The sequence below is a fragment of the Nostoc sp. DSM 114159 genome (assembly GCF_053470285.1).
Genome location: NZ_JBPFEH010000001.1, coordinates 1,438,281 through 1,451,813, shown reverse-complemented (window position 1 = coordinate 1,451,813; position 13,533 = coordinate 1,438,281). Strand labels below are relative to the sequence as shown.

The window sequence follows — 13,533 nt, the reverse complement described above, 5'->3', positions numbered from 1 at the left end:
TCACAAGAGAATGGCTCAGAACGATACCGTTAAAAATATTATCTAAAAATTCATATATTTCAGCAGAAAATAGTTAATTATTTTTTGGGCGAAATTTACCGAAAAAATCGGTGCAAAGCGCATCATTGACAATAAAGGCGGTCAAATCTGATTTACTTAAATGTTAATCAGAGAAAAAAAGCTGTAACAAACTCTACTAAATTGTGGATAAAAATCCGTTAACTTTATAAAACTGATCAATGTAATTCAGGCTACATAAAAATGCGCCTAGAGCAGTTGCAAGCCTTTCTAGCGATCGCCCAAACCGGCAGCTTTCAACAAGCAGCGCGAACATCTGGTGTCACCCAATCGACGATTAGTCGCCAAATCCAAGCATTAGAAGCAGATTTGGGGATAGAACTGTTTCACAGAAGCACTCATGCCAAACTGACACTAGGAGGCGAACGTTTGTTACCCCGCGTTCGTAAAATTTGTCAAGAGTGGCAGACTGCTACAGAAGAATTAGCCGATTTAATCGCCGGAAAGCAACCAGAACTTTGCATTGCCGTGATTCACTCTCTCTGTGGATCTTACTTACCACCAGTGTTGCAAAAATTTTGTTATGATTATCCAGATGTGCAATTGCGGGTGACTTCATTGGGAAGCGATCGCGCCCTGAAAGTCCTCAAAGATGGATTGGTGGATTTAGCAATTGTGATGAATAATCGCTTTTTAACCACCAGTAGAGAAATAGTGGTAGAAGTACTTTATGATGAACCTATAGAAGTTTTAGCCGCAGCCAATCATCCTCTCGCACAATATGAATGCGTCCCTTGGTCGGAGCTAATTCGTTATCCCCAAGTGGTTTTTAAAGATGGTTATGGGATGCAACGCTTAATACAAGATAAATTTGAGCGGATGGAAGCTACACTCCAGTCGGCTTTAGAGGTAAATACCCTAGATGCCTTCCGGGGAGTTGTGCGCCAAGGGAAATTGATAGCTTTGCTACCTCAATCAGCATTACTGGAAGCACGTCTTGACCCTACCCTGGCGATTCGTTCTTTAGCCAGTAATAATACTAGTGGTTTAGCAGATGGTTCCAGTTTGACTCGACGGGTAGTTATGGTGACAACTCAAGATCGTCTGCAAATTCCTCCCATTAAACATTTTTGGCAACTCGTGCAAGAAAATATCCCACTGCAAATTAACCAGCAGCGATCGCCTTCCTCAACTGCGATTTTATTGGACAACGTAAGTTAATTAAAGCAACGCGATCCCAATTTTAAAAATTCCAGCGAAAAAAATAATCTATCGTAGGGGGCACAGCTAGCTGTACGCCCCTACTTCAGTTTAATAAGCATCCATTGGCAGACAAGAACAAACAAAATTGCGATCGCCAAAGGCTGCATCAATGCGACCGACAGCTGGCCAGAATTTATATTCACGAGTCCAAGGCGCAGGATAGGCAGCTTGTTCGCGAGAATAGGAATGCTGCCATTCTCCAGTAATTAAACTTTCGGCAGTGTGGGGTGCGTTCTTCAAAAGATTATCTTGGATATCCACTTTGCCAACTTCTATTTCGGCAATTTCTTGACGAATAGAAATCAACGCATCACAGAAACGATCCAACTCTTGCTTAGATTCACTTTCTGTAGGTTCCACCATGATTGTACCCCCTACAGGCCAGGAGACAGTCGGCGCATGGAAACCGTAATCTATGAGACGCTTGGCAACATCATCGATTTCGATCGCAGCTGATTTTTTGAGCGATCGTAAATCTAAAATACACTCATGGGCAACTAGACCATTTTTCCCCTGATACAAAACCGGATAATACGATTCCAGTTTCTTGGCAATGTAGTTAGCGTTGAGAATCGCCACCTTAGTAGCTTGGGTTAAACCATCTGCACCCATCATGGCGATGTACATCCAAGAAATCACCAAGATACTCGCACTACCCCAAGGCGCAGCTGCCACAGCACCAATATGTGAGTGCTGAGTTGAGTCGTTGATAGTAACAACAGGATGTCCGGGTAGAAAAGGCACAAGATGAGATGCAACGCCAATGGGCCCCATACCAGGACCACCGCCACCATGAGGAATACAGAAGGTTTTGTGCAGATTCAAGTGACAGACATCCGCGCCAATATCCCCAGGACGGCAAATTCCCACTTGGGCGTTCATATTTGCCCCATCCATGTAAACTTGTCCGCCATAACTATGGACAACAGCGCAGATTTCTTGAATTGGCTCCTCAAAGACCCCATGAGTTGAGGGATATGTCACCATTAAGGCGGCTAATTCATTGCTGTGTTTTTCTGCCTTCGCCTTCAGGTCAGCAACATCAATATTACCTTGTGAGTCACAGGCAACCGCTACTACCTTCATCCCGCACATCACCGCACTTGCTGGGTTTGTCCCGTGTGCGGAGGTGGGAATCAAACAAACATTACGGTGTGCTTCGCCCCGATTTTCGTGATATTGACGAATTACTAAAAGTCCAGCATATTCGCCCTGAGAACCAGCATTTGGTTGTAGAGAAATTCCCGCAAACCCAGTAATTTCAGCTAACCATGCCTCAAGTTGCTGGAATAAGATTTGATAGCCTTGCGTTTGCGACGCTGGGGCAAATGGATGAATCTTGCCAAATTCCTCCCAACTTACCGGAATCATCTCAGCAGTTGCATTCAACTTCATTGTGCAAGAACCCAAAGGAATCATTGATGTCGTTAGCGACAAATCCTTGCTTTCTAGCTTGTGCAGATAACGCAACAATTCCGTTTCTGAGTGATAGCGGTTAAAAACTGGGTGAGTGAGATAGGTGCTTGTACGGGCAAGGCTTGAGTTTTGTAGAGGTGATTTGCGCTGTGCTGCAATTAAGTCTCCAATTTCTTTAAAACCGAGAAATAGACTATCAGGCGCTGCAAAAATCTCCAAGACTTCTACCAAATCATCTACTGTAGTTGTTTCATCTAGAGAAATACCAACAGCAGTGTCATCAAAAATTCGCAGGTTAATATTCCTTGCTTGACAAGCTTCAAGAATTACTTCTAGGCTGCGTGTTCCCAATTCCACCCGCAGTGTATCAAAGAAATCTTCAGAACTAATTTTGTAACCTAGATGCTTAAGTCCTGCTGCCAACATTAAAGTTAGCTGATGGATATTCTCAGCAATTTGCTTCAGTCCAGTAGGCCCATGATAAACGGCGTACATACTTGCCATTACCGCCAGTAGCACCTGTGCAGTACAGATATTACTAGTAGCTTTTTCGCGGCGGATGTGCTGTTCGCGGGTTTGCAAGGCGAGACGTAATGCAGGCTTCCCTTGGGCATCTTTTGAGACTCCCACAATTCGTCCTGGAACCAGCCGCTTATACTCTTCCTTCGTAGCGAAATATGCCGCATGGGGTCCCCCAAACCCCAAAGGAATACCGAATCGCTGAGTGCTTCCGACGGCAATATCAGCGCCAAATTCCCCAGGAGGGGTCAGCAAAGTTAAACTTAAAGGATCTGCTGCTACCGTCACCAATGCACCCTTAGCATGGGCTTTTTCGATAAAAGCGCGGTAGTCATAAATAGTGCCATCACTTGCAGGGTATTGCAGAACAGCCCCAAAAATTGGTCGCTCAAAATCAAATGTTTGATGATCCCCAACAACGATCTTAATCCCTAATGGTTTAGCACGTGTTTGCAACACATCAATGGTTTGGGGATGGCAATCGCGAGAGACAAAATAGGCATCTGCCTGATTTTTAGAGACACCATAGCTTAGACTCATTGCTTCTGCTGCTGCTGTGGCTTCATCAAGTAACGAAGCATTGGCAATTTCTAAACCCGTGAGGTCAATAATCAGAGTTTGAAAATTCAGCAGCGCTTCTAGTCGCCCTTGAGCAATTTCTGGCTGATAAGGAGTATAGGCAGTATACCAACCGGGGTTTTCTAGGATATTACGCCCAATCACAGGTGGGGTAATACTGTCGTAATAGCCCATACCAATGTATGAACGGAAAACCTGATTTTTGGCAGCAACTTTTTTTAACGATGCCAGTGCTGCATACTCGCTTTCTGCTTCAGGTAACTTTAGCGGTTGCTTCAGCCGAATTGCCTGTGGAACTGTTTGGTCGATTAGGGCATCCAGGCTGGGAAACCCCAAAACCTTAAGCATTTGCTGAATATCATCGGAGTTAGGGCCAATGTGTCTTGGCACAAAACTACTTAAATTTTTACTTTTTTCGTCCAGCACTTGCTGCTCATGAGACTTGAGAATAGGGGCGTTCAATACCACAAATTACTCTCCAGACGGTACTATTTCATATTTTGCAATAAATACTCTTAAACTGGGGGCTGGGGACTGGGGATTCGGAAGATATTGGATAGGTGAATAAGAGTAATTATTAATTACCTTCTCCATTCACCTAGTCCCTTACTCTTCCACTCAACACTCAGCACTCAGCACGGGCTAAACGCCCCGCTGACGCTAACAGCACTCCTACTCCCCTTCTACTTGGGCGCGATACTCATCTGCTGTCAAGGCATCTTCAACTTCGCCAGGGTCATTGACGCGCACTTTCAAAAACCACCCTTCCCCGTAGGGGTCTTCTGACACTTCTTCGGGAGAACTAATTAAGGCTTCATTCCGTTCTATAACTGTGCCTGTTACTGGTGAATTCAGTTCTTCAACGGCTTTAACTGATTCAATTGTGCCAAAGTTTTCTCCCCTGGTAAGAGCATCGCCAATTTCTGGCAGTTCCAAAAAGACGATATCACCTAATTCATGTACGGCAAACTCAGTAATGCCAATGGTGGCAATTTCACCATCGATTCGCACATATTCATGAGAATCTAAGTATCTGAAATCTTGAGGATATTCAAAAGACATATCACTTCCTCTCCCTTATCAAAAAAACTATTTCCCTAACAGTCATCCAAGTCATATCTGGTAATGAACCTTAGTGTAGTTGAATAACTCACAACACATTATTCCTCAAAAACCTCGACGCTTATCAGTTGGTAACACGATTTTTTGACCGATAAAAGGGACGTTTAACTACAACTGCTGGATAAGTTTTGCCGCGAATTTCGACTTCTAGCTGCTGACCGACAGTTGCTAGCTGGGTGGAAATGTAAGCTAAGGCAATAGGATAACCAAGTGTCGGTGACAGGGTGCCACTAGTAACTTCTCCCACAACTTTACCTGTGGATAACACTTGATAGCCATGACGGGCAATGTTGCGTCCTTGGGTTTGCAAACCTACCAATCGGCGCTTTACTCCAGTGGCTTTTTGTTGTGCTAAAACTTCCCGACCGATAAAATCGCCTTTGGTATCTAAGTGAACTAGCCACCCCAAACCTGCTTCTAAAGGTGTGGTGATGTCATCGATATCTTGTCCGTACAGTGCCATCGCTGCTTCTAAGCGCAGAGTGTCTCTCGCACCGAGTCCACAGGGGATAACACCATTTTTATGGAGAGTTTGCCACAATTCTACTCCCACATTCGGGTCTACCATCACCTCAAAGCCATCTTCTCCGGTGTAACCTGTGCGGGCTAGGAAGGCAGGTTTACCTAGTAGAGTTGCTTCTAAATGTCCAAAGGCTTTGATTGGTTGCAAGTCTTCTTGCACTAATGGCTGGAGATATTTAATCGCTTTTGGCCCTTGGACGGCAATTAAGACTTTATCTGGTGAAAGGTCTTGGAATTGCACCTTATCCAAGTCAAGGTGTTGCAATAGCCATGCTTTATCTTTACCAGAAGTTGCCGCATTGACTATGATGAATGCTTTTTGTGTACCACTGGTGTCTTCACCTTGATAATAAACAATGATGTCGTCAATAATTCCCGCTTGGGGATTTAACAATACGGTGTATTGTGCTTGACCGGGTTGCAAACGACTCAAATCGGAAGGTACTAGTGGCTGGAGTTGGGAAATCAGGTTTTTACCTTGGAGGGTAAATTTGCCCATGTGGGAAATATCGAACATTCCGGCTGTATTTCTTACAGCCTCGTGTTCGCGGCTAATTCCACTAAATTGCACGGGCATTTCCCAACCGCCAAAGCTGGTAAGGCGTGCTTTGAGTTCTACACCCAATTGATATAAAGGGGTTCGCGCCAGAGATTGGGCGTTGTCTTCTTGATTAGCCACAGGTAATTATTGCGTAGATGCGGAGCAACTTGCCGTTAGGCATCGCACCTCAACATCTATCATCCTACGAGAGATTAGGGAAGAGGTGACAGGGGATAGGGGACAGGAGACAGGTGACAGGGAACAGGTGATAGGAAATAATCTGTACCCTATAACCTGCACCCTATTCCCTTCTGTGAGGTTTAATAGTTAATGGTGGCAATGTTGAGATTTATTAAGAAGAGATTATGAAATATTGGCAACTGTTAGCTAGCTTTGTCTTAGCTATGGTTCTTTTTTTGTTTCCCCTATCGGCGCAAGCAGCAAGTTCTTCCAGTATTACTCGTTCTGTGGGTAATGATGAACTCAAGGCCAAGGATTACTCTGGCCAAAGTTTAATTGGTACTGAGTTTACCAATCTCAAATTAGAGAATGCTAATTTTAGCAATGCTGACTTACGTGGTGGCGTATTTAACAGTAGCGTATTGCAGGGGGTAAATCTGCATGGTGCTGATTTTAGTGAAGGCATAGCCTATCTAACCAAGTTTAAGGATGCTGATTTAAGTGATGCTGTGTTGACTGATGCGATGATGCTGCGTTCTACTTTTGATGGCGTGGATATCACAGGTACCGATTTTACGAATGCAATTTTAGATGGAATACAAGTGAAAAAGCTTTGTGTTAACGCAAGTGGTGTGAATTCTAAAACTGGTGTGGAAACTCGCAAGTCTCTAGGATGTAAGTAAATCCTAACCCCCCTTCGCTAGTGGAGAGGGGGATATTTTTTTAACGAATTACGAACTTGTACTGAGCGTCTTGCCCTGAGCGAAGTCGTAAAGCCTGCCGCATAGCTACGCTTCGGGCGCAGCCTCTCGTAGAGAAGGGAGCCGAAGTATTACGAATTACGAATTACGCGCAGCGATCGCGTAGCGTGCCGGAGGCGATCGCTAATGATATGCTTCTCTTAAAAAGCTGGCATAATTTGCCCGAACCGTCATAGTTGTCGGATGACTTATACCTAAAGTCCGTTCGCAAATTTTCAAAGCTTTCTCAAATAAGGGTTTGGCTTTTCTGTAGCGTCTTGTATGACGGTAAAGCGCTGCTAGATTGTTCAGGCTAATGGCGACATCGGGATGGTTATTTCCCAACAGGCGTTTACTCAGTTCTAAAGCTTGCTCATACAAAGGTTCGGCTTGTTTGTAACTTCCTGTAGATTCGTAAAGTTGTGCTAAATTGTTCAGGCTAGTGGCAACATCGGGATGTGCATCTCCAAGCAGGCGTTTTCTCAGTTTTAATGCTTGCTTGAACAAGGGTTCGGCTTCTCTGTAGCGTCTTGTATTGCAGTACAATGCTCCTAAATTGTTCAGACTCGTGGCAACATGGGGATGTTCTTCTCCCACTAGGCGTTTCCACAGTTCTAAAGCTTGCTGATACAAAGGTTCGGCTTCGCTATAGCGTCCTGTGTATTCGTAGATTAATGCCAAATAGCTCAGGCTTGTGGCGACATCGGTATGTTCTTCTCCTAACAGACGTTTTCTCAGTGCTAAAGCTTGCTCAAGCAAGGGTTCGGCTTCTCTGTAGCGTCCTGTAGTTTCGTAGAGTACTGCTAAATTGTTTAGACTAGTGGCGACATGGATATGTTCTGAACCAAGACGATTTTGAGTCAGTTCTACACACCGTTGCAACCAAGGTTCTGCTTGTTGATAAAGTCCTTGACTTTGATAAAACCAGGCTAATTTGGTAAACAAAGTGATTAAATTGTCATCACCTAAATATTCGGATAGGTGAGTTGCAACTTCTGTAATATGCGGGATATGTGGAGTGAGGTTGAGAATATCTTCTGGGTTAAGCTGTTGCGGAATTAGCTTTGCTACCTCTAACATCATGGCTGCAAATTTAGTTTTTGCTTCATCCGCCTCACTTGACTTATCCAACTTCATTCGGAAAAGTTGTCGAATCTGTGGATTTAGAAGATAAATTTCTTTACTTTTCTGTTGTAATAAATGTAATTCTAGTAAATCGGCTATGGCTTTCGCGTTGAGTTCTTGTTTTTTGTTATCTTCTATTGTCTCAACAGATAAAGGAATGTCAGCTAAAGCACACAAACTTAGCAAACAGCCGAAGCTTTGAGCATTTTCATCCAACTGTTCCCAACTCAATTCAAAAGCTTCAACTATACCGTATTCATCAGGCATCAATGAGTGAGCATTGACTACTAGTTCATGTTCCACTCGTTTCTTCTCTAGCCGCTTCAGCAGTGTTTCCAGAGACAAATCTGGCATTTTATCCAAATATCGTCCCACTAACTCTAACGCTAAAGGTAAATATCCCAAAAATTTACAAATTCTTCTTGCAACCCAAGCTTCTTGTTGCAGTCGTTCCCGAACCACTAGCGATTTGAATAATTTCATCGCCGCCAATGGTTTGAGGACAGCCAATTCGCTATGATTATATTTTGCGCTCAGGTAAGCTTGTAACTTTTCTAGTTTTTCTTGATTGTTGAAAGTCGCTAACTCAGGATTATTCTGGGCAAACTTGTTATATACCTCACCCACCCACTTTGTGAAAGCGGCAATGTCAACGTTTAATTCGCTGGCAAGTTTAGCTTTAGTTTTACCTAAGTTTTCTGTCTGAAAATATTTTGTAAAAGCTGCCGTTTGCTCCAGAGATAAGCCATTCGTAGCAGCTTCTTTTGCTATAAAATTAGCCCATTGCATAAACAGCTTGTAAAGTTTATTTTTATTGTAGCTTTGTCTTTATTAGAAAATCTTCTCTGCTTGGGGTAAAAGTACCATTTATATAAAAAAATTTAAATTTAGTGGCTACGTACTTTGTGATTTAGGATGAGAATCAAACCACAGAGTCGCAGAGGGCAAGAAGAAAGAGAGAAAAGGAAGCAAAAGCTATTTGAAGTTACAATTGATAGCGATCGCTCTTCTTTTGTTTGAAGTTTTCAGTAAATTGACCAAACTATCGGATAACCTCAAACCAGCGTCACACCAAGCTGGAATTTAGGAGATATGCTTGGGATTAGTCCACGTCTTTTCGCTAATATCAGCAAGCCTCCGGTTCCGATAGTATTAATACCTAAAGCTTGACCACAACGCCATGCTACTCTATCGTCAACAATAGCAGGACAGTCGGAATTTTTTAGTGTCAAACTCAATTCATTTAACTGCTGCGGCAATTGGCATTTCTTGGATAAATTCTTTTGGATTTTTACAAAATGCTGAAAATACTGTTTCCTACTTGAAGCGACGCGAACATTTAACTCAACCTACAAATATTATTAACTGAATCAGATTGCGAGTTAAGGGATAATTGGTAATTGGTTTTCCAAAAGAATTCATTTCAGAAATTAGACCGGCTCTAGCGGTATCTAGCAGTTCCGGTGAGTACTATAGTTTGATATGACTGTAATTGTCCAAATAGGGGAGTACGAATAAATCCTGATGTTCTTTGAGTAGTTAAAATGGCTTCGGTTTGGACAGCAGTTTCTCGTGTTCCGATCGCTAGGTTGATAATTGGTATGAGTAAGCTCAGTTTAACTATATTTCCTCCCAAATCAGGGTTTAGTGGTTTGCTAATAATTATCGTCACTAGCGTACCGATATCAGTAGCTAATGTCTGAATTTGATCGCCACTAAAATGCTCAGAAATTTTTTGAGTTTTGTAATCAAGCTGTGGAACTCCATTGATAATTGAATACTTGATATTAGTATCTTTACCTTCAAGTTCAAATTCATTTGGTCGTTGCACAACAATTGCTTGTGCTGGCTTGATGGATTTGGTAATCCCAAAAGATAATAGTGATGTCGTAGTTAAGCCAGTCACAAAAGTGAGAGCAGTTTTGATAACTTGACGACGGGGAAATTTTGAGGATATGTCTTTAAGGTTCATCATCGTAATTTAAACCATTGATAAAGAAATATTTCTCTTTATAGAAAGAGATTAAGATTGCGCTATCCGATATAGAGCGTGACGAGCGCTAATATGATTCTAGATTATTCAGTTAGCAAGGTAATTAAAATACCAATTGTTGATTTTTAACTCTTCAGTTAGATAAAAATAAATTTCTGATGACAATATTAAGTGGTGTTGCAGTTCGTAAGCGATCGCACTTGAGCCTTTGAACCTCGAAGTTGCACCTTTGAACTCAAAATGGCTATACAATGTCTACGACGGGCTACGCCTACGCACTATTATTGACTGTACTATTTGGTGTGTAGAAGGCGATCGCTGCTAAAGTTTGAACTACAACTGTTGTGTGGCATCAATTTGGTGTGGTTTTTTGAAAGGGTGCGATCGCTAGCGATATGCTTCTCTTAAAAACCTTGCATAATTTTCCCGAACTGCCATTGTACCGGGATCGCCTACACCTAAAGTCTGCTCATAAATTGCCAAAGCTTGCTTATACAAGGGTTCGGCTTCGCTGTAGCGTCCTGTACATTTGTAGAGTAATGCAAGATTATTCAGGCTATTAGCTACATGAGGATGGTTGTCTCCCAAGAAGCATTTACTCAGTTCTAAAGCTTGCTGATACAGGGGTTCGGCTTCGTTGTAGCGTCCTGTAGAAGTGTAGAGTAATGCGAGATTGTTCAGGCTAGTGGCGACAGATGGATGTTGTTCTCCCAGTAACCGTTTTTTTAGTTCCAAAGCTTGCTGATACAAGGGTTCGGCTTCGTTGTAGCGTCCTGTAGAAGTGTAGAGTAATGCGAGATTGTTCAGGCTAGTGGCGACAGATGGATGTTGTTCTCCCAGTAACCGTTTTGTCAGTTCCAAAGCTTGCTGATACAGAGGTTCGGCTTCGTTGTAGCGTCCTGTAGAACGGTAGAGTTCTGCAAGATTGTTCAAGCTAGCGGCAACATCGGGATGTTCTTCTCCCAATATGCGTTTTCTCAATTCTAAAGCTTGCTGGTACAGGGGTTCGGCTTCACTGTAACGTCCTGTAAAACCGTAAAGTTCCGCAAGATTGTTCAGACTAGTGGCGACAGATGGATGTTGTTCTCCCAGTAACCGTTTTTTTAGTTCCAAAGCTTGCTGGTACAGGGGTTCGGCTTTGCTGTAATGTCCTGTAGAAACGTACAGTGCTGCAAGATTATTCAAGCTATTAGCGACATTGGGATGGTTATCTCCCAATAAGTGTTTTGTCATTTCCAAAGCTTGCTGATACAGGGGTTCGGCTTCGCTGTAGCGTCCTGTAGAAACGTATAGTCCTGCGAGATTGTTCAGGCTAGCGGCGATATCGGGATGTTCTAAACCAAAACGATTTTCAGCTACCTCTACACAGAGTTTGCACCAAGGTTCTGCTTGCTGAAAAAGCCCTTGGCCGTCATAAAAAAAGTTTAAACCTGTCAAAGACCTAATTAAATCCTCGTCGCTGAGATATTGGGATAGCTGCGTTGCAACTTCTGCTATGTGAGAGATAAAGGGAGTGAGGTTAAGAATATCTTGACGGTTAGGCTGTTGAGAAATTTGTTTTGCCACCTTTACCATTTGCGCTGCAAAGGCAGTTTTAACCTTATCCACTTCACTTGACTCATCCAATTTCATTTGGAAAAATTGCCGAATCAATGGATGTAGACGATAAATTCCTTTACTTTGCCATTGTATTAGATGGAGTTTCCGCAAATCAGCTACAGCTTTTTCCTTAAGTTCTTGTTCTTCCTCATCTTCTATTGCCTCAACAGAAAAAGGAATGTCAGCCAAAGCATACAAACTCAGCCAACAACCCAAGCTTTGTGCATTTTCATCCAACTGTTCCCAACTCAATGCAAAAGCTTCAGCTACACCATATTCATACCACATCAATTGGTTAGCCTTGGCTACTGCTTCGTGTTCCAGTCGCTTTTTCTCTAGCCGCTTCAGCAGTGTTTCCAGAGACAAATCTGGCATTGTATCCAGATATCGCCCTACTAACTCTAACGCCAAAGGCAAATATCCCAAGAATTTACAAATTCTTCTCGCAACCCAAGGTTCGGTTTTTAGTCGTTCTCTATCAACCAGTGCTTTTAATAATTTCATCGCCGCCAATGGTTTGAGAACACCCAAAGGTAATTGCGGCAAAGTTCTATCAAACCCCAGGCGCGTTGTCAGCAATACTTTAAACCGGAGTGATTCTGGTGGTAGATAAGGCTGAACCTGTTTTTTGTAGTCGGTAACATCATCAAACACCAACAGCACTTCACCTTTTTCCCAATTCTGCCAGCAGTATCTCAGTCTATCTGCTAATTCCCAGTCATCCGGTGCAATGAGTTTAAATTTCAATTCGGCAAATCTGAGAATCTGAATTCCCACATCAATACCCTGTGCAGATAACCAGCAAACCCCACCTTGATAATTCTGCAAGCGCTGTTTTGCATATTGGGTAGCGAGTTCTGTTTTCCCGACTCCACCCATACCCGCCACAGCTACAATGGCAACTTGCCGAGATGTTTGTAATGAAGAGTGCAGGTTTTGTAGTTCCGCCTCACGTCCCACAAATTTTTCAAATGGAACAGCAGGGGGAATATTTTGATGAATTTCTTTAATTGTTGATTGGGCATCTTGCCCGCCATTATATTTGTTTGTCAGACAAGCCCGTAACTTTTCTAGTTTGCCCCGACTGTTAGAAGTGGCTAATTCAGGATAACTCTTGGCAAATTTTTCATACACCTCAGCCATCCGCTTTTTGAAAGCAGCTGCACCAATGTTTAATTCGCTGGCAAGTTTCGCTTCACTCTTTCCTGAGTTTTCAGTCTTCAAACGCTCTACAAAAGCTGCCGTTTGCTCTGGGGATAAGCTATTAGTAGCAGCTTCATTGGCTAGAAAATCAGCCCATTCCATAGACAGCTTGTGAGATTTCTTCTCGATTCTACTTAATTTCTACTTTCTTTCTACTTTGTCTCAATTTCTACGGAATCTCCGCTTCTTCTGGCAGAAATACGATTTGCATAGAAACATTTAGAAAAGATTCAGCCATGAAAACTGCCTTAACAACTCCAGTCAACACCAATCAAACCACCCAAACTTCGCAATTAATCCCCGCCTCACCAACATCGGTAGAGAATCCATCTACCTGGATGCGAGATGGATATAGTCCGACTGAAATTATTCTGGCGGCGGCAATTTTAACTTCATTGTCGATTGGGGGAATTGCCACTGTGATTGTGGCGATTACGGGTTTAGTTAAAACTTTAGTACGCCCGACAAGCGAAAAAACAAAGTAGGGGTACTGGCAAAGGGAAATTCTTCGCTTCGTTGCTATCCCGCCTCGGAATCAATTCCGGGGCTAATAGCCTAAGTCCGTTCAAACGGACTAAATTTTAGTTAATTTGAGTCAGTTTTAACTGACTTATGCTGTTAGCCTGCGATTTGAATCGCAGGTGGGCTGAAGGTTTCGCCCGTAATTTGAGCCTTTTAACCTTTTAACCTCAACGTTGCACCTTTTATCCTCA

Annotated in this window: 10 protein-coding genes; 4 read left to right on the top strand and 6 right to left on the bottom strand. The window is 42.8% G+C overall.

Features of this window, described 5'->3' with window-relative positions:
- The first annotated feature begins 261 nt into the window (after nt 1-261).
- Nucleotides 262-1,239, top strand: coding sequence for a LysR family transcriptional regulator (locus ACR5KR_RS05775; RefSeq protein ID WP_448265796.1), 978 nt, complete (start codon nt 262-264; stop codon nt 1,237-1,239).
- Nucleotides 1,240-1,329: 90 nt separating this feature from the next.
- On the opposite strand, the gene gcvP is transcribed toward ACR5KR_RS05775, so the two are convergent.
- The 3 genes from gcvP to gcvT form a co-directional block, all read right to left on the bottom strand.
- A complete protein-coding gene (gene gcvP, locus ACR5KR_RS05770) occupies nt 1,330-4,263 on the bottom strand; it encodes an aminomethyl-transferring glycine dehydrogenase (protein ID WP_448265795.1) in 2,934 nt (977 codons plus the stop codon).
- A gap of 204 nt (nt 4,264-4,467) precedes the next feature.
- Nucleotides 4,468-4,857 carry a glycine cleavage system protein GcvH gene (gene gcvH / locus ACR5KR_RS05765; RefSeq protein WP_289797706.1) on the bottom strand — a complete coding sequence of 130 codons (390 nt, stop codon included), beginning with the start codon at nt 4,855-4,857 and terminating at the stop codon, nt 4,468-4,470.
- Nucleotides 4,858-4,981: 124 nt separating this feature from the next.
- Nucleotides 4,982-6,118, bottom strand: a complete 1,137-nt coding sequence (gene gcvT, locus ACR5KR_RS05760) for a glycine cleavage system aminomethyltransferase GcvT (protein WP_448265794.1) — start codon at nt 6,116-6,118, stop codon at nt 4,982-4,984.
- 227 nt (nt 6,119-6,345) lie between these two features.
- Between gcvT and ACR5KR_RS05755 the strand changes: the two genes are divergently transcribed.
- Nucleotides 6,346-6,843 (top strand): pentapeptide repeat-containing protein, encoded by a 498-nt coding sequence (locus ACR5KR_RS05755; protein WP_322693396.1) that lies wholly within the window; start codon nt 6,346-6,348, stop codon nt 6,841-6,843.
- Nucleotides 6,844-7,044: 201 nt separating this feature from the next.
- Here the strand turns inward: ACR5KR_RS05755 and ACR5KR_RS05750 are convergent, their stop codons facing one another.
- Nucleotides 7,045-8,814 carry a tetratricopeptide repeat protein gene (locus ACR5KR_RS05750; protein ID WP_448265793.1) on the bottom strand — a complete coding sequence of 590 codons (1,770 nt, stop codon included), beginning with the start codon at nt 8,812-8,814 and terminating at the stop codon, nt 7,045-7,047.
- A gap of 436 nt (nt 8,815-9,250) precedes the next feature.
- Between ACR5KR_RS05750 and ACR5KR_RS05745 the strand changes: the two genes are divergently transcribed.
- Nucleotides 9,251-9,394: a hypothetical protein gene (locus ACR5KR_RS05745; protein WP_448265792.1), complete on the top strand. Its 144-nt coding sequence runs from the start codon at nt 9,251-9,253 to the stop codon at nt 9,392-9,394.
- 72 nt (nt 9,395-9,466) lie between these two features.
- On the opposite strand, the gene ACR5KR_RS05740 is transcribed toward ACR5KR_RS05745, so the two are convergent.
- Together ACR5KR_RS05740 and ACR5KR_RS05735 are read right to left on the bottom strand one after the other, a co-directional pair.
- Nucleotides 9,467-10,000, bottom strand: coding sequence for a hypothetical protein (locus tag ACR5KR_RS05740; RefSeq protein WP_448265791.1), 534 nt, complete (start codon nt 9,998-10,000; stop codon nt 9,467-9,469).
- Nucleotides 10,001-10,405: 405 nt separating this feature from the next.
- Nucleotides 10,406-12,922: a tetratricopeptide repeat protein gene (locus ACR5KR_RS05735; RefSeq protein ID WP_448265790.1), complete on the bottom strand. Its 2,517-nt coding sequence runs from the start codon at nt 12,920-12,922 to the stop codon at nt 10,406-10,408.
- Nucleotides 12,923-13,056: 134 nt separating this feature from the next.
- Between ACR5KR_RS05735 and ACR5KR_RS05730 the strand changes: the two genes are divergently transcribed.
- The gene (locus ACR5KR_RS05730) at nt 13,057-13,305 is read left to right on the top strand and encodes a hypothetical protein (RefSeq protein WP_448265789.1); all 249 of its coding nucleotides are present in this window, start codon (nt 13,057-13,059) and stop codon (nt 13,303-13,305) included.
- Nucleotides 13,306-13,533 lie beyond the last annotated feature (228 nt).

Coding starts and splice junctions, on each gene's coding strand:
- gcvH (WP_289797706.1), bottom strand. CDS start 4,857: ATGTCTTTTGAATATCCTCAAGATTTCAGATACTTAGATTCTCATGAA.
- ACR5KR_RS05775 (WP_448265796.1), top strand. CDS start 262: ATGCGCCTAGAGCAGTTGCAAGCCTTTCTAGCGATCGCCCAAACCGGC.
- ACR5KR_RS05750 (WP_448265793.1), bottom strand. CDS start 8,814: ATGCAATGGGCTAATTTTATAGCAAAAGAAGCTGCTACGAATGGCTTA.
- ACR5KR_RS05735 (WP_448265790.1), bottom strand. CDS start 12,922: ATGGAATGGGCTGATTTTCTAGCCAATGAAGCTGCTACTAATAGCTTA.
- ACR5KR_RS05730 (WP_448265789.1), top strand. CDS start 13,057: ATGAAAACTGCCTTAACAACTCCAGTCAACACCAATCAAACCACCCAA.
- ACR5KR_RS05755 (WP_322693396.1), top strand. CDS start 6,346: ATGAAATATTGGCAACTGTTAGCTAGCTTTGTCTTAGCTATGGTTCTT.
- ACR5KR_RS05740 (WP_448265791.1), bottom strand. CDS start 10,000: ATGATGAACCTTAAAGACATATCCTCAAAATTTCCCCGTCGTCAAGTT.